Annotated in this window: 23 protein-coding genes and 1 riboswitch; of the genes, 9 read left to right on the forward strand and 14 right to left on the reverse strand. The window is 67.7% G+C overall.

The genetic code is table 11. The features are described from left to right. Positions 1-54: 54 nt before the first annotated feature. Positions 55-465: a DUF302 domain-containing protein gene (locus AC6CHY_RS15955; RefSeq protein WP_498227353.1), complete on the reverse strand. Its 411-nt coding sequence runs from the start codon at positions 463-465 to the stop codon at positions 55-57. 233 nt (positions 466-698) lie between these two features. Here AC6CHY_RS15955 and AC6CHY_RS15960 point away from each other — a divergent pair, with 233 nt between their 5' ends. Both AC6CHY_RS15960 and AC6CHY_RS15965 read left to right on the forward strand, forming a co-directional pair. Continuing rightward, entirely contained in the window at positions 699-1,238 is a 540-nt protein-coding gene (locus AC6CHY_RS15960) for a hypothetical protein (protein WP_498227354.1), read from the forward strand. A gap of 266 nt (positions 1,239-1,504) precedes the next feature. Beyond that, positions 1,505-1,795, forward strand: a complete 291-nt coding sequence (locus AC6CHY_RS15965) for a hypothetical protein (protein ID WP_498227355.1) — start codon at positions 1,505-1,507, stop codon at positions 1,793-1,795. A 91-nt stretch (positions 1,796-1,886) separates the two neighbouring features. Here the strand turns inward: AC6CHY_RS15965 and AC6CHY_RS15970 are convergent, their stop codons facing one another. After that, entirely contained in the window at positions 1,887-3,059 is a 1,173-nt protein-coding gene (locus tag AC6CHY_RS15970) for a nuclease-related domain-containing protein (protein ID WP_498227356.1), read from the reverse strand. Here AC6CHY_RS15970 and AC6CHY_RS15975 point away from each other — a divergent pair. Next, the gene (locus AC6CHY_RS15975) at positions 3,037-3,570 is read left to right on the forward strand and encodes a helix-turn-helix transcriptional regulator (protein WP_498227357.1); all 534 of its coding nucleotides are present in this window, start codon (positions 3,037-3,039) and stop codon (positions 3,568-3,570) included. The genes AC6CHY_RS15970 and AC6CHY_RS15975 overlap by 23 nt on opposite strands. Here the strand turns inward: AC6CHY_RS15975 and AC6CHY_RS15980 are convergent. Beyond that, positions 3,561-3,878: a DMT family transporter gene (locus tag AC6CHY_RS15980; RefSeq protein ID WP_217390927.1), complete on the reverse strand. Its 318-nt coding sequence runs from the start codon at positions 3,876-3,878 to the stop codon at positions 3,561-3,563. The genes AC6CHY_RS15975 and AC6CHY_RS15980 overlap by 10 nt on opposite strands. Before the next feature lie 12 nt (positions 3,879-3,890). Further along, positions 3,891-3,957, reverse strand: a riboswitch (guanidine-III (ykkC-III) riboswitch). Positions 3,958-4,328: 371 nt separating this feature from the next. Between AC6CHY_RS15980 and AC6CHY_RS15985 the strand changes: the two genes are divergently transcribed. Then, positions 4,329-6,224 carry a metallophosphoesterase family protein gene (locus AC6CHY_RS15985; RefSeq protein WP_498227358.1) on the forward strand — a complete coding sequence of 632 codons (1,896 nt, stop codon included), beginning with the start codon at positions 4,329-4,331 and terminating at the stop codon, positions 6,222-6,224. Positions 6,225-6,298: 74 nt separating this feature from the next. On the opposite strand, the gene AC6CHY_RS15990 is transcribed toward AC6CHY_RS15985, so the two are convergent. Together AC6CHY_RS15990 and panD are read right to left on the reverse strand one after the other, a co-directional pair. Beyond that, complete coding sequence (locus tag AC6CHY_RS15990; protein WP_498227359.1) at positions 6,299-7,987, reverse strand: long-chain-fatty-acid--CoA ligase; 1,689 nt, start codon at positions 7,985-7,987, stop codon at positions 6,299-6,301. Between the two features lie 48 nt (positions 7,988-8,035). Further along, positions 8,036-8,458 carry an aspartate 1-decarboxylase gene (gene panD / locus AC6CHY_RS15995; protein WP_498227360.1) on the reverse strand — a complete coding sequence of 141 codons (423 nt, stop codon included), beginning with the start codon at positions 8,456-8,458 and terminating at the stop codon, positions 8,036-8,038. A 483-nt stretch (positions 8,459-8,941) separates the two neighbouring features. Here panD and AC6CHY_RS16000 point away from each other — a divergent pair, with 483 nt between their 5' ends. Continuing rightward, the gene (locus AC6CHY_RS16000; RefSeq protein ID WP_498227361.1) at positions 8,942-9,985 is read left to right on the forward strand and encodes an NAD(P)-dependent alcohol dehydrogenase; all 1,044 of its coding nucleotides are present in this window, start codon (positions 8,942-8,944) and stop codon (positions 9,983-9,985) included. A 42-nt stretch (positions 9,986-10,027) separates the two neighbouring features. On the opposite strand, the gene AC6CHY_RS16005 is transcribed toward AC6CHY_RS16000, so the two are convergent. The 6 genes from AC6CHY_RS16005 to thiO all read right to left on the reverse strand — a co-directional run bounded on the left by AC6CHY_RS16005 (position 10,028) and on the right by thiO (position 15,545). Beyond that, positions 10,028-11,161 (reverse strand): PQQ-dependent sugar dehydrogenase, encoded by a 1,134-nt coding sequence (locus tag AC6CHY_RS16005; protein ID WP_498227362.1) that lies wholly within the window; start codon positions 11,159-11,161, stop codon positions 10,028-10,030. 61 nt (positions 11,162-11,222) lie between these two features. Further along, entirely contained in the window at positions 11,223-12,404 is a 1,182-nt protein-coding gene (moeB, locus tag AC6CHY_RS16010; protein WP_498227363.1) for a molybdopterin-synthase adenylyltransferase MoeB, read from the reverse strand. A 117-nt stretch (positions 12,405-12,521) separates the two neighbouring features. Next, on the reverse strand, positions 12,522-13,202 hold the full coding sequence (locus tag AC6CHY_RS16015; RefSeq protein ID WP_498227364.1) for a 4a-hydroxytetrahydrobiopterin dehydratase: 681 nt from the start codon (positions 13,200-13,202) through the stop codon (positions 12,522-12,524). A 24-nt stretch (positions 13,203-13,226) separates the two neighbouring features. Then, positions 13,227-14,030 carry a thiazole synthase gene (locus tag AC6CHY_RS16020; RefSeq protein WP_217390935.1) on the reverse strand — a complete coding sequence of 268 codons (804 nt, stop codon included), beginning with the start codon at positions 14,028-14,030 and terminating at the stop codon, positions 13,227-13,229. A 46-nt stretch (positions 14,031-14,076) separates the two neighbouring features. Continuing rightward, positions 14,077-14,316 (reverse strand): sulfur carrier protein ThiS, encoded by a 240-nt coding sequence (thiS, locus tag AC6CHY_RS16025; RefSeq protein WP_498227365.1) that lies wholly within the window; start codon positions 14,314-14,316, stop codon positions 14,077-14,079. Further along, positions 14,313-15,545, reverse strand: coding sequence for a glycine oxidase ThiO (gene thiO, locus AC6CHY_RS16030; protein ID WP_498227366.1), 1,233 nt, complete (start codon positions 15,543-15,545; stop codon positions 14,313-14,315). Before thiO ends, thiS begins: the two co-directional genes overlap by 4 nt. 143 nt (positions 15,546-15,688) lie before the next feature. On the opposite strand from thiO, the gene thiE reads away from it, so the two are divergent. Together thiE and AC6CHY_RS16040 are read left to right on the forward strand one after the other, a co-directional pair. After that, a complete protein-coding gene (gene thiE, locus AC6CHY_RS16035; protein WP_217390938.1) occupies positions 15,689-16,369 on the forward strand; it encodes a thiamine phosphate synthase in 681 nt (226 codons plus the stop codon). Positions 16,370-16,501: 132 nt separating this feature from the next. Continuing rightward, entirely contained in the window at positions 16,502-18,889 is a 2,388-nt protein-coding gene (locus AC6CHY_RS16040; RefSeq protein WP_217390939.1) for an ATP-binding cassette domain-containing protein, read from the forward strand. Positions 18,890-18,969: 80 nt separating this feature from the next. Here AC6CHY_RS16040 and AC6CHY_RS16045 read toward each other — a convergent pair whose 3' ends face one another. From AC6CHY_RS16045 to AC6CHY_RS16055, 3 genes are all read right to left on the reverse strand, one after another. Then, the gene (locus tag AC6CHY_RS16045; protein WP_217390940.1) at positions 18,970-19,203 is read right to left on the reverse strand and encodes a hypothetical protein; all 234 of its coding nucleotides are present in this window, start codon (positions 19,201-19,203) and stop codon (positions 18,970-18,972) included. A gap of 140 nt (positions 19,204-19,343) precedes the next feature. Beyond that, positions 19,344-19,835, reverse strand: coding sequence for a MarR family winged helix-turn-helix transcriptional regulator (locus tag AC6CHY_RS16050; protein WP_217390941.1), 492 nt, complete (start codon positions 19,833-19,835; stop codon positions 19,344-19,346). Continuing rightward, positions 19,835-20,341 (reverse strand): GNAT family N-acetyltransferase, encoded by a 507-nt coding sequence (locus AC6CHY_RS16055; RefSeq protein WP_498227379.1) that lies wholly within the window; start codon positions 20,339-20,341, stop codon positions 19,835-19,837. Before AC6CHY_RS16055 ends, AC6CHY_RS16050 begins: the two co-directional genes overlap by 1 nt. A gap of 150 nt (positions 20,342-20,491) precedes the next feature. On the opposite strand from AC6CHY_RS16055, the gene AC6CHY_RS16060 reads away from it, so the two are divergent. Both AC6CHY_RS16060 and AC6CHY_RS16065 read left to right on the forward strand, forming a co-directional pair. Then, complete coding sequence (locus tag AC6CHY_RS16060; RefSeq protein ID WP_336245172.1) at positions 20,492-21,715, forward strand: cytidylyltransferase domain-containing protein; 1,224 nt, start codon at positions 20,492-20,494, stop codon at positions 21,713-21,715. 85 nt (positions 21,716-21,800) lie between these two features. Then, complete coding sequence (locus AC6CHY_RS16065) at positions 21,801-22,694, forward strand: N-acetylneuraminate synthase family protein (RefSeq protein WP_217390943.1); 894 nt, start codon at positions 21,801-21,803, stop codon at positions 22,692-22,694. The last annotated feature ends 122 nt before the right edge of the window (positions 22,695-22,816 follow it).

Here is a 22,816-nt window from a genome sequence, read left to right on the forward strand (position 1 = left end):
GGACTCGCGGAGTGGTCATTCAATGGCGGGCAGGCCCCCGGAAAAGGGCAATTTTCAGGCGGCACGCAGTTGGTCCAGCGCCGCCTTCAACCGCGTATCCGCATCGGAAGCCACCTCGCGAATGGCCGGGTTTCCGCTGACCCGGGCCAGGACCTGCGCGTCAATGGTTTCGATCGTGGTTTCGTCCGCGCCCGGTGCCCGGCGGACCACCACGTTGCACGGCAGCAACGCCCCGAGTTCGGGCTCGGTGAGCAGGCCCCGATTGGCCAGGTGCGGGTTGCAGGCCCCCAGGATAATGTAGTCGCCGATCCTGTCGGCCGATTCCGGACTGATTTCCGCCGCCAAGACGGCATGCACGTCAATCTCGGTGAGCACCCCGAAGCCCTGGCGTCCCAGGGCCTCCCTGGTGCGGGCCACGGCTTCCTCCCAATCCAGCGAAACGGTGATGCTGTGCGTGTATCCCATGGCCGTGCTCCTCATGCTCGTGCGGCGCGCTGCGCCGCGGGATGCCGGTGTTTGCGGCCCAGCCTAGCCGCGATCCGTGACACTGTCTGCCCCACGGGCGGCCGCCGCTTCGGCCGGTCCCGCCGCGGAGCGCACCGACCATTTACACGGCGGTTTGCCGTCTGCTACTGTCCAAGTCAGCGACCTTTTTAAGATCGTGTTTTTGGGGAAACAACTTAATCTTGGGGGAAACCATGAAGAAATCATTGGCTCTATTTGCCATGTCCGGATTCGCCGCTGCTGCCCTGTTTGCCGCCACACCGGCATCCGCGGACTGGTCGGTGGACGCGTCCACCGGAACCGGGTTCGTCGGCAAGGGCGACGTGCAGGACGCGTTTGGCTGGAACGACCACGATCTGCAGGCAAACCACGAGGGGGTCGCGTTCGCGCTGACCGCCGAATCAACAACGACCACCACCTGGTCCTGCCTCAACTCAAAGAACCAGCAGACCCAGGCGCGCTGGCACACTGTCACCGCCAGCATCACCGGCGGACTCCTGCACGACGCCCGGACCAATCCACAGGACAAGGTCACCGGCTTCCTGCTCACCGGGTTGGCCGACGGATCCAGCTCCGTGTCGGAAACCGACGGCCAGAAGCTGAACACCTGCCCCGGCGGGCCCTGGTCCATCGTTGCGGGCAGCTCGAGCACCTCGGTGACCGGCGGTGAGGCTGAACTAACCGTCCGCTTTGCCGACCAGGCGCAGGTCCTGACGCACTCCGTCGCCGAGTAGCGGGCCGGCCGGGGCCGGATGCAGCGGCGCTGCATCCGGCCCCGGCCATATGGTCCTTCGTTTACTTTCGGCAACAGGGCGGCTGCCTTTAGGCACCCAAGCGTGGGCTTGGCCATTGGTGCCAGCGCATGATGGATCGGCGCAAATTTGGGCCTCGCCAAACCTTGCAATACACCCTCGCCGGGAGCTTACTGGGGGTGGAACGCGACCCCGCCTTCCACCCTTCTCGCACAGAAAATTTGCACATGGGACTCTTGAGGAAATCATTGACAGCTGGTGCCGTGCTCGCCATGGCAACCTTCGCCTTTTTGCCGGCCGCCTCGGCGACCATCCACCCGATCGTTGAGTCGGTCGACTGCGCCAACGCCACCGCAAACGAGCACCACCCGCTCGGCGATGTGGCGGAGGTTCCCGGGGTTACACCCGGGTACGGCCACCACTCAACCCAAAGCGACCTGAGGTCGCTGATCGCCACTTCAGACGGATTCACCGATTTGAGCAGCCCCGCTTGGCTTGGGCACAAGCTCAACGGCGAGTGCGGACACTCCGGCCCGTAACGGCAAGCAGCAGGATGGGGGAACCACCTCTCGGCGGTTCCCCCTTCCATGTCCGCAGACCCACGGGCCAGTGGATCATTCGCACGCGCCCCTACTTCAGCATGGCGATCATCCGCGCCACCAGATAACGGTCGACCAGCCCTGACTTCCTTCCCTCCAGCAGCCAGCATCCGATCATTTCCATGCCGTCCCGGATATCCGTTGCCGGGATCCCGGTCGGGGAGATGTGCCCATCCGGCGTAAAGGTGATGGGCCCATCGGCATTGGAATGGATCAGTACGTGGCAGCCGACCTCGGCCGCAACCTTCGCCGTCGCCGGATGCCGCTGGAGGTGGTCCATGTGGATGTCGCGGCGGTCGACGCGGCGGCCACGGACGTAGCCAAGTTTGTCAGCGTCCAGCCACCGGTACTCCCCCGGCTTCCAGAACTTGCTGTCGATGAAGACCACCCGGTCGCCGTTGACCACCGCGTGGTCGATGTCCGCGACCTTGCTGCCGGGGAACCGCAGCCCGTGGAAGATCCGCGTTCCCGGGATGCGCAAGAGCGACTCAAGGGCCAACGCGGTGCGTCGCTCGCCCGCCACGCCCTTGGCCACGTTTTCCTTGCTGAACCGACTCCGGCCACTGGTCAATGTTCCGCCGCCGACGCCGAACACCCGCTGGTTCGCTGCCCGGCGCGAGACCGCCCGTGGCCAGAGGCGCCCCAGCAAGAGCAGTGACAGCGCGAACAGCCCGATGGGCAGCGTCGTGGCAACCGATGGTGCAGAGATCGCCGGGCCAATCAGGGGACCGATGACCATGGCCATGACGCCGAGGTCGACCAGCAGGCGCAGACCCTTGTAGCCCGGCCCGATGGTCTCCGTTTTGTCCAGGGCAGCCTCCCACCAGGACAGCTGTTGCGGGTCAAACGGCTGCTGGGCCTGCGCCGGTGAATCCGGTGGAGACCCAGGCGTCCCGGCGGCCGGGGCCCCACCCGCGGGCGGCGCAGCGGATTGGACGGTACGGGTGCCATCGGCTGCGGGGAAAGGCGATCCCGCAGTAGGTTCGGGTGCAAGTGATCCCGGTATCCGGCGCTGCCTGGCGGCGTCGGAGGCGGCCCGTGGCGGCCCGGCCCGGTGAACAGGTTCCACGGCGTGCCTTAACTCCGCCGGCAGGTATCGCTCGCCTGGCGGAGGTTCGCCCAGCAGCCAGGAATCGTAGTCAAATCGCCGGTCCGGGTCCCCCACAATGGACCATGCCTCCATGATCCGCGTGGCAACGACCACGCATGCGGACCTATGCGTAGCCTTCGGCGACCGGGCAACCGGCGCCCGGCTCTACGGCGAGCTTTTGCCCTTCGCCCGCTTCCAGGCCATCGGCAATGCACTCACGCCCTCCCGCGGACCGGTGGCACTCTACCTCGGGCGTTTGGCCGCGATGTTGGGTGACTCCGGAGACGCCCGGAAGCACCTCGGGGCCGCCCTTGCCCAGGCCTCGTCGCTCAATTCACGCCACTACGCCAAGCAGGCCACGGAACTGATGGAAAGGTTGCCTGACCTCCCGCGCCAGTTGTCTGCGCGCGAAGAAGAGGTCGCCGGATTGCTGGCCCGGGGCCTGAGCAACCGGGCGATCGCCGAACGTCTCTATCTCTCGGAGCGGACCGTGGAGAACCACGTCAGCAGCGCCCTGCGCAAACTCGGGTTCTCCTCGCGCTCGGAGATCGCGGTCTGGCACGCATTGAACCGGCAGCCGGATATCAGTGCCCGAGACGGCCGCGGGTCAACCGGTCAGGAATGAAGGGATTTCAGCCCCACGACGCCGCCGACGATCATCAGCAGGAAGAGCACCTTGAGAATCGAGAGTGACTCGGCACCCGTGGCAATCGCGTAAATCACGGTCAGTGTCGCGCCAATGCCCACCCACACGGCGTACGCGGTGCCGACCGGCAGTTCCCGCATCGCATAGGCCAACCCGGCCATGCTCAATACCAGCCCCACCCCGAAGACAACAGTGGGTGCCACCTTCGTAAATCCTTCGGACTTCCCCAGTGCGGTGGCCCATACGGCCTCGAGAACGCCGGAAACAATGAGAATCAACCATGCCATGACAAGACCCCTTGCGGGCCGTCTTGTCGCACACCGGGTACGGCACCCATCGTCCGGAATCCCCGAGTCGGGAATAGTTCCAAGATCGCACACCCTGCACGCGGGCGGCAAGTCCTCGGGCGGTCAGATCGGTCACCCCTCGCGCTTGCGCGCCGTCGCGGGAACCGCCGATGCTGGTCTATGGGCCGGCGTGGCGACGCGGCCATGGAATTTCTCGCTGGCAAGGTCATCCGGATCACTTTCCGGACCATGCGAAGCAATGGAGGGCCTCGTGGCCACCGTTGCAGCGCATGGCCAAGCAGTCCCGGGCTGAGGACAGCAACGCGAGGCCGGCCACGGTCACCGTCCGTTCACCGGCGGGCCACCTGCGGTTGGTGCGGGTCGGGGAGGATGGGGGCGCGCGCCGCTCCCCCGGCCGCGCCAATCCAACACCGCACCGTGAGGCAATACATGAAGAAGTCCCTGTCCGCTGCCCTGGCACTTGCCGTTCTGGCCACTCCCCTGCTGGCCACCCCGGCCGGCGCCACCACCGAACGGGCAAACACCACCGTCGGCACCCGCGACGCCCAGCCCGGATTCCGCGTGCTGCCCTACCTGCAGAACCCGAAGCCGGACGCCATGACCATCAGCTGGATCAGCGAAACCGCCGACCCGGGGACCCTGAGCGTCACCGGTCCGGGCATCGGCAACGGCAAGGGCCAGGGCGCAGGCAACCAGCGCGTGCTCACCTCGACCCCGAAGTACATGCCGCTGATGGAATACACGCAGAAGGAACTGGACCAGTCCATCACCGGCCTGGTGAAGGGATCCTGGCTCAAGGCCAACTACAAGCACACGCTCACCGTCAAGGGGCTGAAGGCGGGCAAGGACTACAACTACACGGTCGACCAGGGCGGCAAGCGCCACGAGGGCACCTTCGCCACCGCACCCGACGCCGATTCTTGGGATGACCTGCGGCTAATCGCGTTCTCCGACTCCGAGACCGAACCCATGGGCCGCGTCGAGCACCGCGAGTGGGAACTGAACCCGGCCAACGGGTACACGCCCGACTCCGAACAGCGTCCCGGAACCGATTCCGCCTGGGCGCAGAAGTTCGGCTCCACCACCCGCTACGGCGACTTCACGCTGCGCTACCCGCTCAGCCAGGACACCGCGATGCGCGAGAACATGGCGGCGATCGAGGCGGCCGACCCGGATTTGATGCTCATCGCCGGCGACCTGGTCCAGGGCGCGGGCTACCAGCCTGCCTGGGACGAATTCTTCGGCTACTTTGCCGGCGAACACGGCGACCTGGCCTCCAACGTCCCGCTGGTGACGGCGCTGGGCAACTGGGAGACCTATGCGGGGATCAACGGCGGCTACGGAACCCCGGAAGACCAGTCCCCGGCCGTGATCTCGCGCAACAAGTACCTCTCCTACTTCGACAACGACGGGGACGCCGCCAACCCGGCGGCCAAGGGCTCCTACTACCGCACCGACCACGGGCCGGTGACGGTGCTGACCCTGGACTCGACCAACGGCGAACCGGACGAGAACACCAAGACCGGCACCCTCTCCGGCGCACCCTTCTCCGGGAATGACGGCAACCTCACGGCGGAGAACCTCTCCACCGACACCCAGGGCGAGTTCACCGACGCGGACTACGACAAGGCCTACACCGAACTTTTCGCGGGCACCACCGCGGAGGATTCCGACCTGCCCAACATGTCGGTCGGCGGCGAGCAGTGGAAGTGGGCCGAGAAGCAGCTGGCCGAGGCCCGCGAGCAGGGACAGATCGTCATCGTCCAGTTCCACCACGCCGCCTACTCCTCGGGCGTGCACGGAACGCCGCCGAACCACGAACACGCGGACAACCAGTCCGGCACCGCGATGCGCGCCTACTCCCCGCTCTTTGAGAAGTACGGGGTGGCCACGGTGCTCTCCGGCCACGACGAAATGTTCGAGCGCTCCTGGGTCGACGGGGACGGCGACGGGCAGGGCTTCCACTCCTACGACGTGGGCGTCGCCTCCGACGGGCTGCGCGGCGAGCAGCAGGTGAAGAACGACGCGGGCGAGTACGAGCCGCTGCGCTTCAACACCCACTCGAAGTGGTCCGCCGCGGCCAACCAGCCCGAGACCTGGGCCACCGACGAGAGCGGAACCCCGCAGCTTCTTGACGGCGGCCTGCACTACGGGCACCTGCAGATCGACATCACCCGGCAGGGCGACGGGGCGAAGATCAAGCTCAGCCCGGTCTACCTCTTCCCGGTGCTGGACGAGGACTACAACCTGGTCAAGACCGAACGCCGGGTCTACGACGACGTCGTGGAATTCTCCGTCGGCGCCGACGGCACCGCCAAGAAGTAGCCGGCCAAACCAGCGAAGCCCCGGACGGGTTGCGCACCAGTGCCGCAACCCGTCCGGGGCTTTCGCGTGGATGCCTACAAGCCGGGCGCGACCTGCTCGCGGACCTGCTTGCGGAGGATCTTGCCCAGCATCGAGCGCGGCATCTCCTCGATGGCCACGATCCGCTTGGGCACCTTGTAGCCTGCGAGCTGTCCGCGGCAGTGCTCGCGCAGCGCGTCCTCGTCCAGTTCCGTCCCGGGTTCAAGCTCCACGGCGGCAACCACCATTTCCCCGCCGCGCCCCAGCGGATTGCCGAACGCGGCGGCATCGCGCACGTCCGGGTGGGCGCGCAGCACGGTCTCGACCTCGGTGGGCGAGACGTTGAAGCCGCCGGTGATGATCAGTTCCTTGGCGCGGTCCACGATCGTGGCGAAGCCCTCCGCGTCCACCGTCACCACGTCGCCGGTGCGCAGCCACCCGTCATGGGTGAGCGTCTTGGCGGTCTCCTCGGGGTTGTTCCAGTAGCCGGCAAACACCTGCGGGCCCTTGAGCAACAGCTCGCCGGGTTCGCCCTGGGCCACCTCGAGCGCGGGGTCGTGAAGGTCCACGACCTTCATCAGCGTCGAGGGGAAGGGCACGCCGATGGTGCCGGTGCGCCGGGTGGGGTGGAACGGGTTGCCCATGGCCACCGGGGAGGACTCGGTCATCCCGTAGCCCTCCACGAGCAGCCCGCCGGAGACCGACTCCCAGAGCTCGACCACGTGATCGGGCAGGTTCATGGCCCCGGAGATGCAGTACCTGGCCGAGCGCAGCGAGACGCCCTTTTCCCTGGCCGCCATGGCCGTGCGCTCGTAGATCGGCGGGACGGCGCAGTACACGGTGGCCGGGGACTTCTTCATGGCCTGAAGCACCAGGTCGGGGTCGAACTTCGGGAAAAGCACCAGCAGGCCCTGCTTCTTCACGCCGAAGGTCAGGTACAGGGTCATCCCGAAGGCGTGGAACATCGGCAGGATCGCGTAAAGGATTTCCTTGCGTTCCTGCGCCCCGGCCATCCAGGCCTCGCCCTGCAGGGCGTTGGAGTACAGGTTGTAGTGGGTGAGCATCGCGCCCTTGGGCTTGCCCGTGGTCCCGGAGGTGTACTGGATGACCGCGAGGTCCCCGACGGCCGGGCGCGGGTGGGCGGCATCGATCCGATCGGCCTTGAGCAGGTCCTTCCAGGGCATGGTCCCGGGTGCGGCCGCGGTCAATGCTGCCTTGGAGGCGCGCAGCTTCCCCAGCGGGAGGTTAAGGGCCAGGCGCTTCATGGCCGGGAAGGCCTCGAGCAGGTTCACCGAGACCACGGTGTCGATGCGCACGTCCTCCGGGAACTGGCGCACGGACTCGGCCGCCTTGTCCCAGGCGATCACCACCCGTGCCTGGTGGTCCTCGAATTGGTGGCGCAGCTCGCGCGGGGTGTAGAGCGGGTTGTGTTCCACGACCACGGCGCCCAGGCGCAGCACCGCGTAGAACGCCACGACGTGCTGCGGGCAGTTGGGCAGGATCAGGGCAACCCGGTCCCCGGCGCGCACGCCGAGCAGGCGCAGGCCCTCGGCGGCGCGCTCCACCTGCTCGCCGAGCTCCCGGTAGCTGGTGCGCCGGCCGAAGAACTCGGTGGCGGGACTGTCCCCGGCCTCGGCGACCGAGCGCTCGAACATCGCGCTCAGCGATTCGGTGGGCAGCTCGATCTCGGCCGGGACCCCCGGCTGGTAGTTCCTGGTCCAGGGGTGCGCGGCGGTGTTCTCCATGGTTCCATCATGCCGCTTTTCACGGCAGGGGAACGACCTGGCGGATTCTCAGGCGTCGGCGAAGATGGCGAAGGGCGGTGTTTGCAGGCCGTCGGCGAGCGCCTCGGCGGGATCGGTGCCCAGCGCCCGGATGGCGTTGCGCTCGTCCACGTGCACCACGGACGGCTTGAAGGCGCGGGCCTCGGCATTGGTCATGGAGGCGTAGGTGATGATGATGACCAGGTCCCCGACGTTGACCAGGTGGGCGGCGGCGCCGTTGATGCCGATGACCCCCGAACCGCGCTCCCCGGCAATCGTGTAGGTCTCCAGCCGGGCGCCGTTGGTGACGTCGACGATCGAGACCAGTTCCCCGGGAAGGATGTCCGCTGCGTCCAAAAGGTCGGCGTCGATGGTGATGGATCCGACGTAGTGCAGGTCCGCGTGCGTTACCGTGGCGCGGTGGATCTTGGACTTGAACATGGTGCGCTGCATAGGGGGATCTCCTGGAGGGGGTTGTGCTGGGGGCGGCATTCATCCTTGGATGCCATCCCCGGGCCGCCGGCTTGGTGCAGTGAGTGTTCCGGCGCCTAAGACATTGTAGACGCGCCCGCTTCCGGTTGTCTGTGACGTATTTGGAGTGAGGCAGCCTCACTCCAAATACGTCACAGACGCCTGGATTCGGAAGCGGGCCGCCGGGACAGCACGAATTCACTCATGGGCTGGCAATCCGCGGCGTTATTGCCGACGGCGACAACGCCAGCCGCGGCCGCGGCATCGAGGCATGCCCTGGCGATACGTGTACCAACAGGGCCTCCCTGGCCGGTGTCCCGGGTGGTTTGATTGACTGGGACATATCGACGCACCCTCCGGTGCGGACCGGGACCCGGGCCCCTCCGCCGCCACGCGGCGGGCGTACACGGGCCCGCGTCGGATCCATCCCGCAGCGAAAAACTTCCTATCGCACTACGGAGAACCATGCTTCAAGTCAATGCCTATGCCGCCGAATCCGCCACGGGAGACCTCGTTCCCACCCGCATCGACCGCCGCGAGGTCGGGGAGCACGATGTGCTGATCAGTATCAAGTACTCCGGGATCTGCCATTCGGACATCCACACCGTCCGCGGCGAATGGGGCCCGCAGCAGTACCCGCTGGTCCCGGGCCACGAGATCGCCGGCATCGTCACCGAGGTCGGCGCCGCGGTCACCCGGCACGCCGTGGGCGACCGCGTGGGCGTTGGCTGCATGGTCAACTCCTGCCGCGAATGCCGCCACTGCCTGGCCGGCGAGGAGCAGTACTGCCTGAAGGGCAACATCGGGACCTACGGCGCCACGGATGTCGACGGAACCATCACCCAGGGCGGCTACGCCACGGCCGTGGTGGTGAACGAGGACTTCGTGGTGAGCATCCCCGCCGCCCTGGAACTCGACGTCGCAGCTCCCCTGCTCTGCGCCGGCATCACCACCTACTCGCCGCTGCGCCACTGGGGCGCCGGACCGGGCAAGAGGGTTGCGGTGATCGGTCTCGGCGGACTGGGGCACATGGCGGTCAAGATCGCCCATGCCATGGGTGCGGAGGTCACCGTGCTTTCGCGGACGCTCAAGAAGCAGGAAGACGGCCTGAAGCTGGGTGCCGAGAACTACTACGCCACCAGCGACGAGGGAACGTTCGACGTGCTGGCGGGATCCTTCGACCTGATCGTGAACACGGTCAGCGCCGGCATCGACATCAGCGCCTTCCTGCAGCTGTTGGCCCTCGACGGCACCCTGGTCAACGTCGGCGCTCCGGCGGAGCCGCTGCCCGTCAACGTGTTTTCGCTGATCACGGGCAGGCGCTCCTTTGCCGGTTCGATGATCGGCGGCATCCGCGAGACCCAGGAAATGCTGGACTTCTGCGCCGAGCACAAGATCGCCGCCGAGGTCGAGGTCATCGCGGCCGAGGACATCAACAAGGCCTACGGGCGCGTGCTCGCCTCGGATGTCCACTACCGCTTCGTCATCGACGCGGCAACGCTGGCCTAGGTTCCGCACGGCTTCCCCGGCGGCGGGCAAGCCGGCGGATTCCTACCCCCGGTCCAGGCGCACGCCCAGGATGCGGTCGTCGTCGGGGCCGGGGTTGCCCCGCCCGTCGGTGTTGTTGGTGAGGAACCACAGCTCCCCGTCCGGGGACACTGCCACGTCCCGGATCCTGCCAAACTCGCCGTTGTAGTGTTCGGTGGAGGTGGAGGGGTCGGCTACCGGCACCTGGCGCAGCACCGATCCGCGCAGGTTCGCGATGAACAGCGTCCCGTCCACGTGCACCATGCCGCTGGGGCTCGCCGCACCGGGCTCCCACTGCTGCACGGGGTCGGTGAAGCCCTCCCCGTCGGCGATGCCCTCGACCGTTGGCCAGCCGTAGTTGGCGCCCGGGGTGATGATGTTCAGTTCGTCCCAGGTGTTTTGCCCGAATTCGGCGGCGAACATGGTGCCGTCCTTCGCCCAGGCCAGGCCCTGCGGGTTGCGGTGCCCGTAGCTGTAGACCAGCGAGCCGGGGAACGGATTGCCAGGTGGCACCGCTCCCTCTGCGGTCATCCGCAGGATCTTGCCGCCCAGGGAGTCCAGGTCCTGCGCGCTGCCGCCCGCTCCGGCGTCGCCCGCCGTGGCGTAGAGCATCCCGTCGGGGCCAAAGGCCAGGCGCCCTCCGTTGTGGACGCCTGCCGCGGGGATTCCCTCCAGGATCGTCTCGGGGCCGCCCAGGCCCAGCGACCCGGGGGCACCGGTCAGCTCGAAGCGCTGGATCCGGTTTCCCCCGGACCCGGTCGAGTACACGTACAGGCGGTCCCGGGAATCGACGGCAAGGCCCAGCAGTCCGCCCTCCCCGCCATGCTGCACGCCGGGGACGGTTCCGATGGCGCGCGTGGTGCCGTCTGCGGCGAGTTCAAGGATGCGGGCGGAGTCGCGTTCGCTAAGAAGCGGGGTTCCGTTGCGGAACACCACCGACCAAGGTGCCTCCAAACCGGTGGCCACCGCCCGCGGGGTGCCCGCCGGCGCCGGGTCCCGGGGCGGTGCCGAGGTGGCCGTCCCGGATGCGGAGACGGACGGGGAGGGCGGGGTCGTGGCAGGGTCCGGGCCGGTCGGCGGCGCCGGGGTGCAGGAACCCAGCACGACGGCGATCCCCAGCCCGGCCGCGAACAGCGAGGCCGCGCGTACATGTTTCATGGTTTTCCCCCGGCGTTGGATGCTGACAGCGGGACCGCGAACGGCCCCATGACCGCGGTGCTCAAGCCATGGCTGCCCAGGCATCGATCCCGCCCCCCAGGTGCACCACGTCTTCGTAGCCGGCGGCGCGCAGGGCATCCAGCGCCTGCCCGGAGCGGACCCCGGACTTGCAGTGCAGGATCAGTGGCACCCCGCGCGGGATCCCGTCCAGCGCGGATCCGTCCTTGATTCCCGCGAGGGGCACCAGCACGGACCCGGGGATGCGTGAGATCTCGAATTCCACCGGCTCTCGCACATCGAGCAGGACGAATTCCTCGGCCCCCGTGTCCCTTCCGGCCAGCCGGTCGGCCAGCTCCCCGACCCCGATCAGGGCCTCGTCCGCCTCTTCCCGGTTCTCGGTCGCGGAGATTCCGCAGAAGCTCCCGTAGTCGATGAGTCCGGTGATCGGGGAGGCCTCCGGGTCCCGGGAGATGCGCAGTTCGCGCCAGCGTGCGCCGAGCGCGTCGAAGACCAACAGCCGGCCCAGCAGGGACTCGCCGACCCCGGTGATGAGCTTGACGGCCTCGGTGACCATCATGGCCCCGATCGAGGCACACAGCATCCCGAAGACACCACCCTCCGCGCAGGAGGGGACGGTGCCCGCCGCCGGAGGTTCCGGGTAGAGGTCCCGGTAGTTCGGGCCGTGTTTGGCCCAGAAAACGCTCACCTGGCCGTCAAAGCGCAGGATCGAACCCCAGACGTAGGGCTTGCCCAGCAGCGCCGCGGCGTCGTTGACCAGATAGCGGGTGGCAAAGTTGTCCGCCCCGTCCAGGATGACGTCGTATCCGGCGAAGATCTCCAGCACATTGGTCGAATCCAGCCGCACCGGGTGCAGCACGACATCAACCCCGGGGTTGATGGCGGCAATCGAGTCGCGGGCGGACTCCAGCTTGGTGCGGCCGATGTCGTGCACCCCGTGGATCACCTGGCGTTGCAGGTTGCTCAGTTCCACGGTGTCGTCATCGACGATTCCCAGCGTCCCCACGCCGGCTGCGGCCAGATACAGCAGCGCGGGCGAGCCCAGGCCACCGGCGCCGATGACCAGCACCCTGGCGTTGCGCAGACGCCTCTGCCCCGCCAGCCCGATCTCCGGCATGAGGGCATGGCGGGAGTAGCGTTCGAGCTCTTCCGGGGCAAGAGGAGGACCCGGCTCCACGAGAGGTGGCAAAATTGCCGTGTTGCTTTCGACGAGCGTCTGACTCAATGAAACCTGCCTTAGGGGGACAAATGGGAAAACATGAAATGATCTGCCGTTTGCAACCCGAACAATATTGATCGTCCCCGCGAAACGATCTCGGGGGAAGATCCTCAATGGGTGGGGCTACTGGCCATCCACGGAAGAGCCGTCGATTTGGCGGCCTTCCTCGGTGCACAGGCACAGCCTGTTGCCCTGGGCATCGGTGGCCACCACAAACCTGGGGGCTGCCTCGGGGTCCAGGGCAGCACCGGTGGCGTCCAGCTCGTTGAGGATGGCAGAGCTTTCACTGTGCGGCACCGTAATGTCCAGGTGGAAGCGGTTGGCGTTGGGCGTTGCGGTCTTCTGGAACCAGAGGGCCGGCCCGCGGCCGAACGGGTCTGCGAGGCTGCCGTCCTTTTGCCGCTTGTAGCCCAGCGCCGCGCGCCAGGTCTCCGAGATGGCGTCCTCGTCGTCGGTGTCGATGGCGATCTCCACGGTGCGCAGCAGTTCCGGCCGGGCCGTGGCACCGGCGTTCTGCGCCTCCGCGGAAATCGACCTGGCCAGCGCCGCATCGCGCGCGCTCACCCTGCTCCCCGCGTCATGCGAGGTCAGGGTGATGAACAAGGTGTCGTAGCGCCAGTCGATGTCCGGATGGTGGTTGGCTTCCTGGGCCAGTGCGCCGATGGTGGAGAACAGTGCCAGCGCCGAGGCCGAGGACTGGCACTTCAGCGCGGTGCGCAGCGCTCCCATTCCGTAGCGCCACTGCGGCAGCTGCAGCAGGTTTGCCTGGACTTGTTCGAGTGTCAGAACGTCTTTGGCGGGCATGGTTCGCTCCTTCGGGTTCCGGTTCTAGAGATCCGGGCGTCCCTCCATGGCGGAGGAGGCCAGTGCGTGCGTGCGCCTGGGGATGCGCCCTGCTTGTGCCGCCAGTCTGCCACCAATGACCGCATGTCTAAAGGCCTGTGCCATCGCCACCGGATCCTGTGCCCGGGTCACCGCGGATGCCAGCAGCACCGCGTCGCACCCCAGCTCCATGGCCAGTGCCGCGTCGGAGGCGGTGCCGATCCCGGCATCGAGGATGACCGGGACGGAGGCCCGGGAGACGATCAATTCGATGTTGTGCGGGTTCAGGATTCCCAGCCCGGTGCCGATCGGGGCGCCCAGCGGCATGACCGCCGCGGCCCCGAGCTGCTCCAGGCGCAGCGCCAGCACCGGGTCGTCGTTGGTGTAGGCGAAGACCTTGAATCCGCGCTCCACCAGCGCCTCGGTGGCCTCGACAAGCTCGAGCGCGTCGGGAAGCAGCGTGTGCTCGTCGGCGATCACCTCGAGCTTCACCCAGTCGGTCTCCAGCGCCTCGCGGCCCAGTTCCGCGGTCATCACCGCCTCGCGGGCGGTGAAGCAGCCGGCGGTGTTGGGCAGCACGCGGATGTTGTTCTCCAACAGCAGGTCAAAGAGGTTGGTGCCGCCGGTGGAGCCCGGGCCGGGAGCGCTGTAGCGGCGCATGGCCACGGTGGTCAGCTCGGTGCCGGAGGCAACCAGCGCCGCCCCCAGTCCGTCCAGGCTCGGGGCGCCGCCGGTGCCCATGATGAGCCGGGAGCCCAGGGCGATGCCGTCGATGACCAGTGGTTCGGCCTGCGTGAGTGTCTGTGTCATGGTCCTTCGCTTTCTTCCAAGAGGGGGCGGTGGTTCGGGGGGGTGGTTAGCCGCCCTGGACGGCGGTGACGATCTCGATGTCGTCGTGCCGCTGGAGCGCGGTCGCGGCCCATTGGCTGCGCGGGACGATCCCGGAGTTGCGCGCCACCGCCACGCCGAGGCGTCCGCCGTCCGCGGGCTTGCCGGTGGGAAGCAGCGCGCGGCCGGTGACGTCGGTGACCAGGTCGGCCAGGGTGGTTCCGGCGGCCAGCGGCCGGGGGGCTCCGTTGAGTTGGATGGTGCTCATGCATACTCCTTGGGTTGCAATGCCGGCGAAAACCGGTCGGGTCGGAAGCGGTCCCAGGCCGTGTTGCCGCGGCCGGCGACCAGCTCGAGGACGATGTGGGCGGCGACGGGCGTGAGCAGTACGCCGTGGCGGAAGAACCCGGTGGCGATCAGCAGCCCCGGAACATCCGCACCGTCCCCGGCGGCGACGCGTCCGAGCAGCGGCGCGTTGTCGGGCGTCCCGGGGCGGGCGCGGGCGGTGGTCTCGATCAGTTCGAGCTCGGCGACCGCGGGCAGCAGCACCTGCGCGTCGCGCAGCAGCTGGTGTACTCCCCCGGCGCTGACCCCGGGACTGGAGTCCTCGCGGGCCGTCGCGCCGATGACCACGGTGTGGTCTTCGCGCGGGACCACGTAGACCGGCAGCCCGCGCACCATCCCGCGCAGCGTGGCGGTGGTCAGCGGGCGCAGGTGTGCGGGCACGCGCAGCCGCAGGATGTCCCCGTGCACCGGGCGCAGCGGAAGCACCAGCGATTCGGGCAACCCTCCGAAGCCCGCGGCACCCAGGCCGTTGGCCAGGATCGTCTCGCGGGCATGGATCTGAGTGCCGTCCCCCAGGCGCACCCCGGTGACCCGGGAGCCGGAGTCGGCGGGGTCCTCGTGCAGCAGGGTCGTCGCCCGGGCGCGGACGAGGGTCTTCGGCGGTTCGGTCCCGTCGCGTTCGCGGCCAACGGCGGCCAGGCGCGCCATGATGGCCCTGGCCAGGGCCCGCGGGTCGACCTGGTGGTCCTGCTCGATCAGGTGGGCGGCGGAAATGTTCGGCGACAGCATCGGCTCGAGCGCCCTGGCTTCCCGGGTGGTCAGCCGCGCGACCCGAAGTCCCTGGCGGGCTTGCGCCTCGCGCAGGTCGGCCAGGGCCGCGCGGTCGGCGGCATCGGCGCCGAGGGCCAGCGTGGGGGTGGTGCGGAATCCCGGGTCCAGGCCCGTCTCGGCGGCCAGCATCCGGGCAAAGGCTGGCCAGCGGGCCGACGAGTCCAGGGTGAGGGAGAGCAGGTCCTCTTCCTGGTAGTGCAGCTCGCTGACCGGGGCGAGCATGCCGGCGGCGGCAAAGGTGGCGCCGGCGGCGGGGTCCGGGTCGATCAGCGCGATCCGGTGCCCGGCGCGCTGGGCTTCCAGGGCGATGCCCAGGCCGATGATTCCGCCGCCGATGACGGCAATGTCGGTGGACAGGGGGTCGGGCACCGTGCACGACATCGAGGTCTCCTTCCCTACGCCGGTATTAGCCGGATCAGGTTCCACGCCGCCCCGGTGTGGGGGTGGCGTCTGTCGGTCGGCGCAATCGGCGCCCTCTCAGCCAGCTTTCCTGGCTCCCGCGGTACTGAACTAGTCTATGAGACATGAGCCAGATCACCACCCAAGATGAAGCAGCCCCCGTCTTAAGCGCCCCGGGCCTCGCCTCCGCGCGCCTGTACCTGTGCACCGATGCCCGCAGCGACCGAGGGGATTTCGCCGATTTCCTGCGTGCCGCCTACGCCGGCGGGGTGGACATCATCCAGCTGCGCGACAAGAACCTCGATGCCGGGCAGGAGCTCGAGCTGCTCCGGGTGCTGCGCGACGTGGCCGGGGAATTCGGCAAGTTGTGGTCGGTGAACGACCGCGCCGACCTCGCGATGCTCGCCGGCGCACCGGTGTTCCACGTGGGCCAGAAGGACCTGCCGCTGCCCGGTGTCCGGTCCTTGCTCGGCCCCTCGGCCATCGTGGGGCTTTCCAGCCACGACCCCGCGCAGATCACCGCGGCGGCCGCGGACCCGGACACCGATTACTTCTGCGTCGGCCCGCTGTGGGCGACCCCAACCAAGCCCGGGCGGGCGGCGGTCGGCCTGGAGATGGTGGAGCACGCCGCCGCCCTGCGCAGCTCCAAGCCGTGGTTCGCCATCGGCGGGATCGACCACTCCAACGTGGAGCAGGTCGTTGCCGCCGGCGCCTCGCGCATCGTGGTGGTGCGCGCAATCACCGATGCCGACGATCCGACCGAGGCGGCCCGCGCATTGCTATCCAGGTTGCCGGAACTCGGCTGAGCGCTGCAGGGTCCGGCCGCGGGCAGGAATTGGCGCGGTTCAGCAGTTTTCAAGAAGCCCACGCCGGCACCGGGGCGATAGTGTGGGCACGGGAGTTCCGCCGACGCGGAAACGGCACGAAGGGGAAAAGTCATGACCAGCGAGATGACCACCAACAGGACCGCATCGGTGCACGCCGCGGACAGCCACGAGGTGATCCGCGTGCGCGGCGCACGGGTGAACAACCTCAAGGACATCAGCGTCGAGATCCCCAAGCGCCGCCTCACGGTGTTCACCGGGGTGTCCGGCTCGGGCAAGTCCTCGCTGGTCTTCGGCACCATCGCCGCCGAATCCCAGCGCATGATCAACGAGACCTACTCCGCGTTCGTGCAGGGCTTCATGCCCACCCTGGCCCGCCCCGAGGTCGACACGCTCGAGGGCCTGACCACCGCGATCCTGGTGGACCAGGAACGCCTGGGCGCCAACCCGCGCTCCACCGTCGGGACCGTCACCGACGCCAACGCGATGCTGCGCATCGTCTACTCCCGGCTGGCGCAACCGCACATCGGTTCCCCGCAGGCCTACTCCTTCAACGTCCCCTCGGTTTCCGGGGCCGGCGCCGTCACCCTGGAAAAGGGCGGCAAGAAGATCAAGGAGAGGCGCAGCTTCTCCATCACCGGCGGCATGTGCCCGGGATGCGAGGGCCGCGGCAAGGTCAACGACTTCGACCTCACGGCACTCTTCGACGCCGAAAAATCCCTGTCCGAGGGCGCGCTGACAGTTCCCGGGTACTCCATGGACGGCTGGTACGGGCGCATCTTCGCCGGATCCGGGTACTTCGACATGGACAAGAAGCTGAAAGACTTCTCGGCGCAGGAGCTCGATGACCTGCTCCACCGGGAACCGACCAAGATCAAGGTCGAGGGCATCAACCTCACCTATGAGGGACTGATCCCCAAGATGCAGAAGTCCTTCCTGACCAAGGACGTCGAGGCCATGCAGCCGCACATCCGTGCCTTCGTGGAGCGTGCCATCACCTTCATGCCCTGCCCCGCCTGCGGCGGGACGCGCCTGGCCGAGCACGCCCGGAACTCGAAGATCGCCGGGAAGTCCATCGCCGACGCCTGCGCCATGCAGATCAGCGACCTGGCCACCTGGGTGCGCGGGCTTCGCGAGCCATCGGTCGCCCCGCTGCTCGACGCCCTGGGCGACACCCTGGATTCCTTCGTCGACATCGGGCTGGGATACCTCTCCCTTGACCGCCCCTCGGGCACGCTTTCGGGCGGCGAGGCGCAGCGCACCAAGATGATCCGCCACCTGGGCTCCTCGCTCACCGACGTCACCTACGTCTTCGACGAGCCGACCATCGGGCTGCACCCGCACGACATCGACAAGATGAACGAATTGCTGCTTGCCCTGCGCGACAAGGGAAACACCGTGCTGGTCGTCGAGCACAAGCCGGAGGCGATCGCCATCGCCGACCACGTCGTTGACCTCGGCCCGAAGGCAGGGTCCGCCGGCGGGCAGATCATGTACGAGGGCACCGTGCAGGGCCTGCGCTCCAGCGACACCATTACCGGGCGCCACCTCGATGACCGGGCGACGCTGAGGGATTCCGTCCGCACGTCCACCTCGGCGCTCGAGGTGCGCGGCGCGAACACCAACAACCTGAAGAACGTCGATGTTGACATCCCCCTCGGCGTGCTCACGGTGCTCACCGGCGTCGCCGGGTCCGGCAAGAGCTCACTGGTCACCGGTTCGGTCGCCGGGCGCGAGGGCGTGGTCAGCATCGACCAGGGCGGCATCAAGGGCTCGCGGCGCTCCAACCCGGCCACCTACACCGGGCTGCTGGAGCCGATCCGCAAGGCGTTCGCGAAGGCCAACGGCGTGAAGCCGGCGCTGTTCAGCGCGAACTCCGAGGGCGCCTGCCCCACCTGCAACGGCGCCGGGGTCATCTACACCGACCTGGGCATGATGGCCGGGGTCTCCAGCACCTGCGAGGAGTGCGAGGGCAAGCGCTTCGACGCGATGGTGCTCGAGTACCACCTCGGCGGCAAGGACATCTCCGAGGTGCTGGCGATGTCGGTGGCGCAGGCCGAGGAGTTCTTCGCCGACGGCGAGGCCAAGCTTCCCGCGGCGCACAAGATCCTCACCCGGCTTTCCGACGTGGGCCTGGGCTACCTGAGCCTGGGCCAGCCGCTGACGACGCTCTCGGGCGGCGAGCGCCAGCGCCTGAAGCTGGCCACGCACCTGGGCGAGAAGGGCGGCATCCTGATCCTGGACGAGCCGACCACGGGCCTGCACCTGGCCGACGTCCAGCAGCTGCTGGGCCTGCTGGACAAGCTGGTGGAGTCGGGCAAGTCGGTCATTGTGATCGAGCACCACCAGGCGGTCATGGCCCATGCCGACTGGATCATCGACCTCGGCCCGGGCGCCGGCCACGACGGGGGAACCATAGTCTTCGAGGGCACGCCGGCCGCGCTGGTCGCCGACCGCTCCACGCTGACCGGCAAGCACCTGGCCACCTACATCGGGGCGTAGCCGCCCCGGGGCGGCCCGAATCGGCCGCGGGCGGTCACGTGGCCGGGGTGCACTGCACGCCGGTATGGTCACGTTCCGGACTAGCTGGTTGCGGCCGCGATGACCTCGTCGGGGGCCTGGGTTCCGGCGGCCTCATGGGCGCGCAACACGCGTCGGGCACGATCACGCTTCAGGCGTTCGCGCGGATCCCGGTGCGGAAGCTGGTCCGCCGGCCCGAGGACGGTGAATCCCAGGAATTGCAGGCGCCACAGGAAGCGGTAGGTGAGGCTCAAACCCGTGGTGTCTTCAACGATGGGCAATTTCTTGTCACTCATGGATTTCCAGTCTCTTTTGTGGGAGGCCAACTCGACGTGGCGGAGCGGCTCCGTGGTCGGGCTGTCTCCCACTAATTGTAGTCCAATGATTGGTGCACCAACCAATTGGCTGGAAGTGCCCGCGTCGAAAATGGAATGCCTTAGTGGGGGGCGTTTGAAGCGGCCTGAATGACCTTCTTCATCGTCTCGTGGAGGGCGGCCAGCTCCTCGCCGTCCATGTCGAGACGTCGCATCATCTCCCTGGGAACTTCGAGGGCCAGCTCACGGGCGCTCCTGCCCTTTTCGGTGAGCACGATTTCGAGTGTCCGCTCATCGGACGCGCTGCGGCTGCGCCGCACAAAGCCGAGCGCCTCAATCCGCTTGACCAGGGGTGAAAGCGTTCCGGGATCCAGCTGGAGCAGGTTGCTCAATCCCTTGATGGACAGGGGCTCGTGCTCCCAGAGGGTCAGCATGACCAGATATTGCGGATGGGTCAGGCCCAGCGGCTCGAGGACGGGCCGGTAGGCCGCGACCACGCTGCGCGATGCCAGGGACAACGCGAAACAAACCTGGTTTTCTAACGCCAACGGATCTGCCGGCGGTTTTTCGCTCACTTTTTTCCCTGCCTTGGTGGATTTGTTCGGTCCATCCATCATAGGGAGGGAATCCATGGGGCGTCGCGCAAGCCCCACTCCCGGGCGGAGAGTGCGAATCGGCGGTGCACACCGGTCACTCCCCTGAATTCTCCGATCGTTCCCGGACCGGTCTCGGTGAAACCCAGACCCCGCAGGATACCCATTGAACGTCGATTGCCCTCCAGCGCCTCGGCCCAGATGACCTTCAGCCCCAGTTCCCCGAAACCGTGGTCAAGGCCAGCGGCCGCTGCGCGGCGGCCTAGCCCCTGGCCCCAGCGGTCCCTCTCCCCGATCAGGAACCCCAACTCCCGAGTGTCCGGGGCCGTGCCGTGCAGATCCACATAGCCAACCAAGATCCCCCCAACCTCGGCGCCCAAGCGCAGAAGCCCGGGCGGCGGCGAGGAGATGATTCGCTCCTGGAATTCGAGGTGCTCCTGGCGCCCCAGACTCGTCGACCACCCCGCCTCCCGGCAGAACTCCGGATCCCGCGCCCAGCCCGCGATGGACGGGGCATCGGCGGGCAGGAGACTCCTGAGCGATACGCAAACTCATCCATGGAAACAGTGTACTGACAAGGGATTATTCTCAATATCTTTGATTCGTTCCCGAGTTGTCGCCTCCCGTTAACCTAAATGCGGTCGGTTCGTTGACTTGCGGCGATAGCGTCTTTGGTTGTGAGGACGAACAGTGAAGCGAAGACCCTGGCCATCATCCCGGCCCGCGGGGGATCGAAGGGAATCCCGCTAAAAAACCTGCGCAGGATCGGCGGCCAAACCTTGTTGGCACGGGCCATTGAATCCGCGTTTGCCACGCCGTCAGTTCTCGACGTCGTGGTCAGCACGGACCACCCTGAGATCAAGGCGGAGGCGCTGGAACACGGCGCAACAGTGATCGACCGCCCGGCAGAGATCGCCGGTGACACAGCAAGCAGCGAGTCGGTGCTGTTGCACGCCCTGGGCACGCTGGACGTACTCCCCCAAATCACCATCTTCATCCAATGCACCTCGCCAGTCATCGACCCGGACGACCTGCAGGCGGCGATCAACACGGTCGCCAGCGGAGCGGCGGATGTCAGCTTTGCGGCGGTTCCCGACCACGGGTTCCACTGGAGCTGCGATGAAACGGGCGCTGCCCACGCCAGCGGACACGACGCCGCCCGGCGTCCGCGCCGACAGGACCGCGAACCGCGGTTCCGCGAAACCGGGGCGTTCTACGTCATGGACACCGCCGGATTCCTCGAGGCGGAGCATCGTTTCTTCGGCTCCCTGGCCCTGGCCCGGGTGCCGGAGGAGCACGGCATCGACATCGACACCGAGGCCGACCTGGAGTTGGCCGCCTGGCGACTGGCGAACGCCTCGCCCGTGACGGGGATCGACGTGGACGCGCTGGTCACCGACTTCGACGGCGTGCACACCGCCGACACCGCCTACCTCGGCCAGGACGGCAGTGAAGCGGTGCGCGTTTCCCGCTCCGACGGAATGGGCATCTCGCTGCTGAAGAAGGCCGGCATCCATCTGCTGATCCTGTCCACGGAAACCAACCCCGTGGTCACCGCCCGGGCCACCAAGCTCGGCGTGGAAGTTGCCCAGTCGGTCACCGACAAGGCGACAGTCCTGAACCAATGGATGGCCGAGCGCGGCCTGGATCCGGCACGCGTCGCCTACCTGGGCAACGACGTGAACGACCTTGACGCCATGCGCCAGGTCGGCTGGCCGATGACCGTGGCGGACGCCCGGGACTCGGTCCACGCCGCGGCCCGCCACCGCCTCTCGCGGCCCGGCGGCCTCGGAGCGGTGCGCGAGGCAGCCGACCTCATCCTGGCCGGCATCGCCACCCCAAACACCGTGGCGGCCCCCGCCGCGGCATCCGGCCCCTTGGAACCAACCCTGGTCCACTAGGTCCCACAGTTTTCCACCAATCCTCGCCGCGACCCTCACATAACCAACCCGAACGGTCCGGCAAACGATGAAAGGCAAGTCCCCCATGACTATCTCCACCACCGAAACCGCACCCGTCGCCATCGGCGAGCAGATCCTTGGCACCGGCCAGCAGGTCTACGTCATCGGCGAGATCGGCATCAACCACAACGGTGACATGGAGATCGCCAAGCAGCTCATCGACGTCTCCGCCAAGGCCGGCGCGAACGCCGTGAAGTTCCAGAAGCGCACCCCCGACATCTCCACCCCGATGGACATGCGCGACAAGATCCGCTCCACCCCGTGGGGCGACATGACCTACCTGGACTACCGCTACCGCGTCGAGTTCGATGCAGCGCAGTACAAGGAACTGATCCGCTACGCCGCCGCACAGGGCCTGCACGCCTTCGCCTCCCCGTGGGACGTCCCCTCGGTCGCGTTCATGGAAGAGCAGGGCGCAGTGACCCACAAGGTCGCCTCCGCCTCGGTCACCGACATCGAGCTGCTCAAGGCCCTGGCCGAGACCGGCAAGCCGATCATCCTCTCCACCGGCATGTCCACCATCGAGCAGATCGACAAGGCCGTGGAAACCCTCGGCACCGACAAGCTCGTGATGATGCACGCAACCTCCACCTACCCGCTGCCTCCCGAAGAGGCCAACCTGCGCATGATCACCACGCTGCAGGAGCGCTACCAGGTGCCGGTCGGCTACTCGGGCCACGAGCGCGGCCTGCAGATCTCGCTGGCTGCCGTCGCCCTGGGCGCCGTCACCGTCGAGCGCCACATCACCCTTGACCGCACCATGTGGGGCTCCGACCAGGCCTCCTCGCTGGAGCCGAAGGGCTTCGAGGCACTGATCCGCGACATCCGCATCCTGGAGCAGGCCATGGGCGACGGCGTCAAGAAGGTCTTCCCGGGCGAGCTGGCACCGCTGTCCCGCCTGCGCCGCGTCGATGCCTAAGCTGTAGCATTCTTCGCATAGTTTCAGGACCGTTGGGGTGTCCGCCTTCCGGCGGGCACCCCAACGGCATTAGGTGGCCAAAGGCCGCCGACCGGCTTCCCCAGACTTAAGGACCACCCCGA

Source organism: Paeniglutamicibacter sp. GQ140, from assembly GCF_059759235.1.

What these genes read in the sequence shown, in the direction of transcription:
- AC6CHY_RS16020 (WP_217390935.1), bottom strand. Translation starts at nt 14,030, where the DNA reads ATGACACAGACACTCACGCAGGCCGAACCACTGGTCATCGACGGCATC.
- AC6CHY_RS16000 (WP_498227361.1), top strand. Translation starts at nt 8,942, where the DNA reads ATGCTTCAAGTCAATGCCTATGCCGCCGAATCCGCCACGGGAGACCTC.
- AC6CHY_RS15960 (WP_498227354.1), top strand. Translation starts at nt 699, where the DNA reads ATGAAGAAATCATTGGCTCTATTTGCCATGTCCGGATTCGCCGCTGCT.
- AC6CHY_RS16045 (WP_217390940.1), bottom strand. Translation starts at nt 19,203, where the DNA reads ATGAGTGACAAGAAATTGCCCATCGTTGAAGACACCACGGGTTTGAGC.
- AC6CHY_RS16005 (WP_498227362.1), bottom strand. Translation starts at nt 11,161, where the DNA reads ATGAAACATGTACGCGCGGCCTCGCTGTTCGCGGCCGGGCTGGGGATC.
- thiO (WP_498227366.1), bottom strand. Translation starts at nt 15,545, where the DNA reads ATGTCGTGCACGGTGCCCGACCCCCTGTCCACCGACATTGCCGTCATC.
- AC6CHY_RS16065 (WP_217390943.1), top strand. Translation starts at nt 21,801, where the DNA reads ATGACTATCTCCACCACCGAAACCGCACCCGTCGCCATCGGCGAGCAG.
- thiE (WP_217390938.1), top strand. Translation starts at nt 15,689, where the DNA reads ATGAGCCAGATCACCACCCAAGATGAAGCAGCCCCCGTCTTAAGCGCC.
- AC6CHY_RS16050 (WP_217390941.1), bottom strand. Translation starts at nt 19,835, where the DNA reads ATGGATGGACCGAACAAATCCACCAAGGCAGGGAAAAAAGTGAGCGAA.
- AC6CHY_RS16015 (WP_498227364.1), bottom strand. Translation starts at nt 13,202, where the DNA reads ATGCCCGCCAAAGACGTTCTGACACTCGAACAAGTCCAGGCAAACCTG.
- AC6CHY_RS15955 (WP_498227353.1), bottom strand. Translation starts at nt 465, where the DNA reads ATGGGATACACGCACAGCATCACCGTTTCGCTGGATTGGGAGGAAGCC.
- panD (WP_498227360.1), bottom strand. Translation starts at nt 8,458, where the DNA reads ATGCAGCGCACCATGTTCAAGTCCAAGATCCACCGCGCCACGGTAACG.
- AC6CHY_RS15990 (WP_498227359.1), bottom strand. Translation starts at nt 7,987, where the DNA reads ATGGAGAACACCGCCGCGCACCCCTGGACCAGGAACTACCAGCCGGGG.
- AC6CHY_RS15980 (WP_217390927.1), bottom strand. Translation starts at nt 3,878, where the DNA reads ATGGCATGGTTGATTCTCATTGTTTCCGGCGTTCTCGAGGCCGTATGG.
- thiS (WP_498227365.1), bottom strand. Translation starts at nt 14,316, where the DNA reads ATGAGCACCATCCAACTCAACGGAGCCCCCCGGCCGCTGGCCGCCGGA.
- AC6CHY_RS15975 (WP_498227357.1), top strand. Translation starts at nt 3,037, where the DNA reads ATGATCCGCGTGGCAACGACCACGCATGCGGACCTATGCGTAGCCTTC.
- AC6CHY_RS15985 (WP_498227358.1), top strand. Translation starts at nt 4,329, where the DNA reads ATGAAGAAGTCCCTGTCCGCTGCCCTGGCACTTGCCGTTCTGGCCACT.
- AC6CHY_RS16040 (WP_217390939.1), top strand. Translation starts at nt 16,502, where the DNA reads ATGACCAGCGAGATGACCACCAACAGGACCGCATCGGTGCACGCCGCG.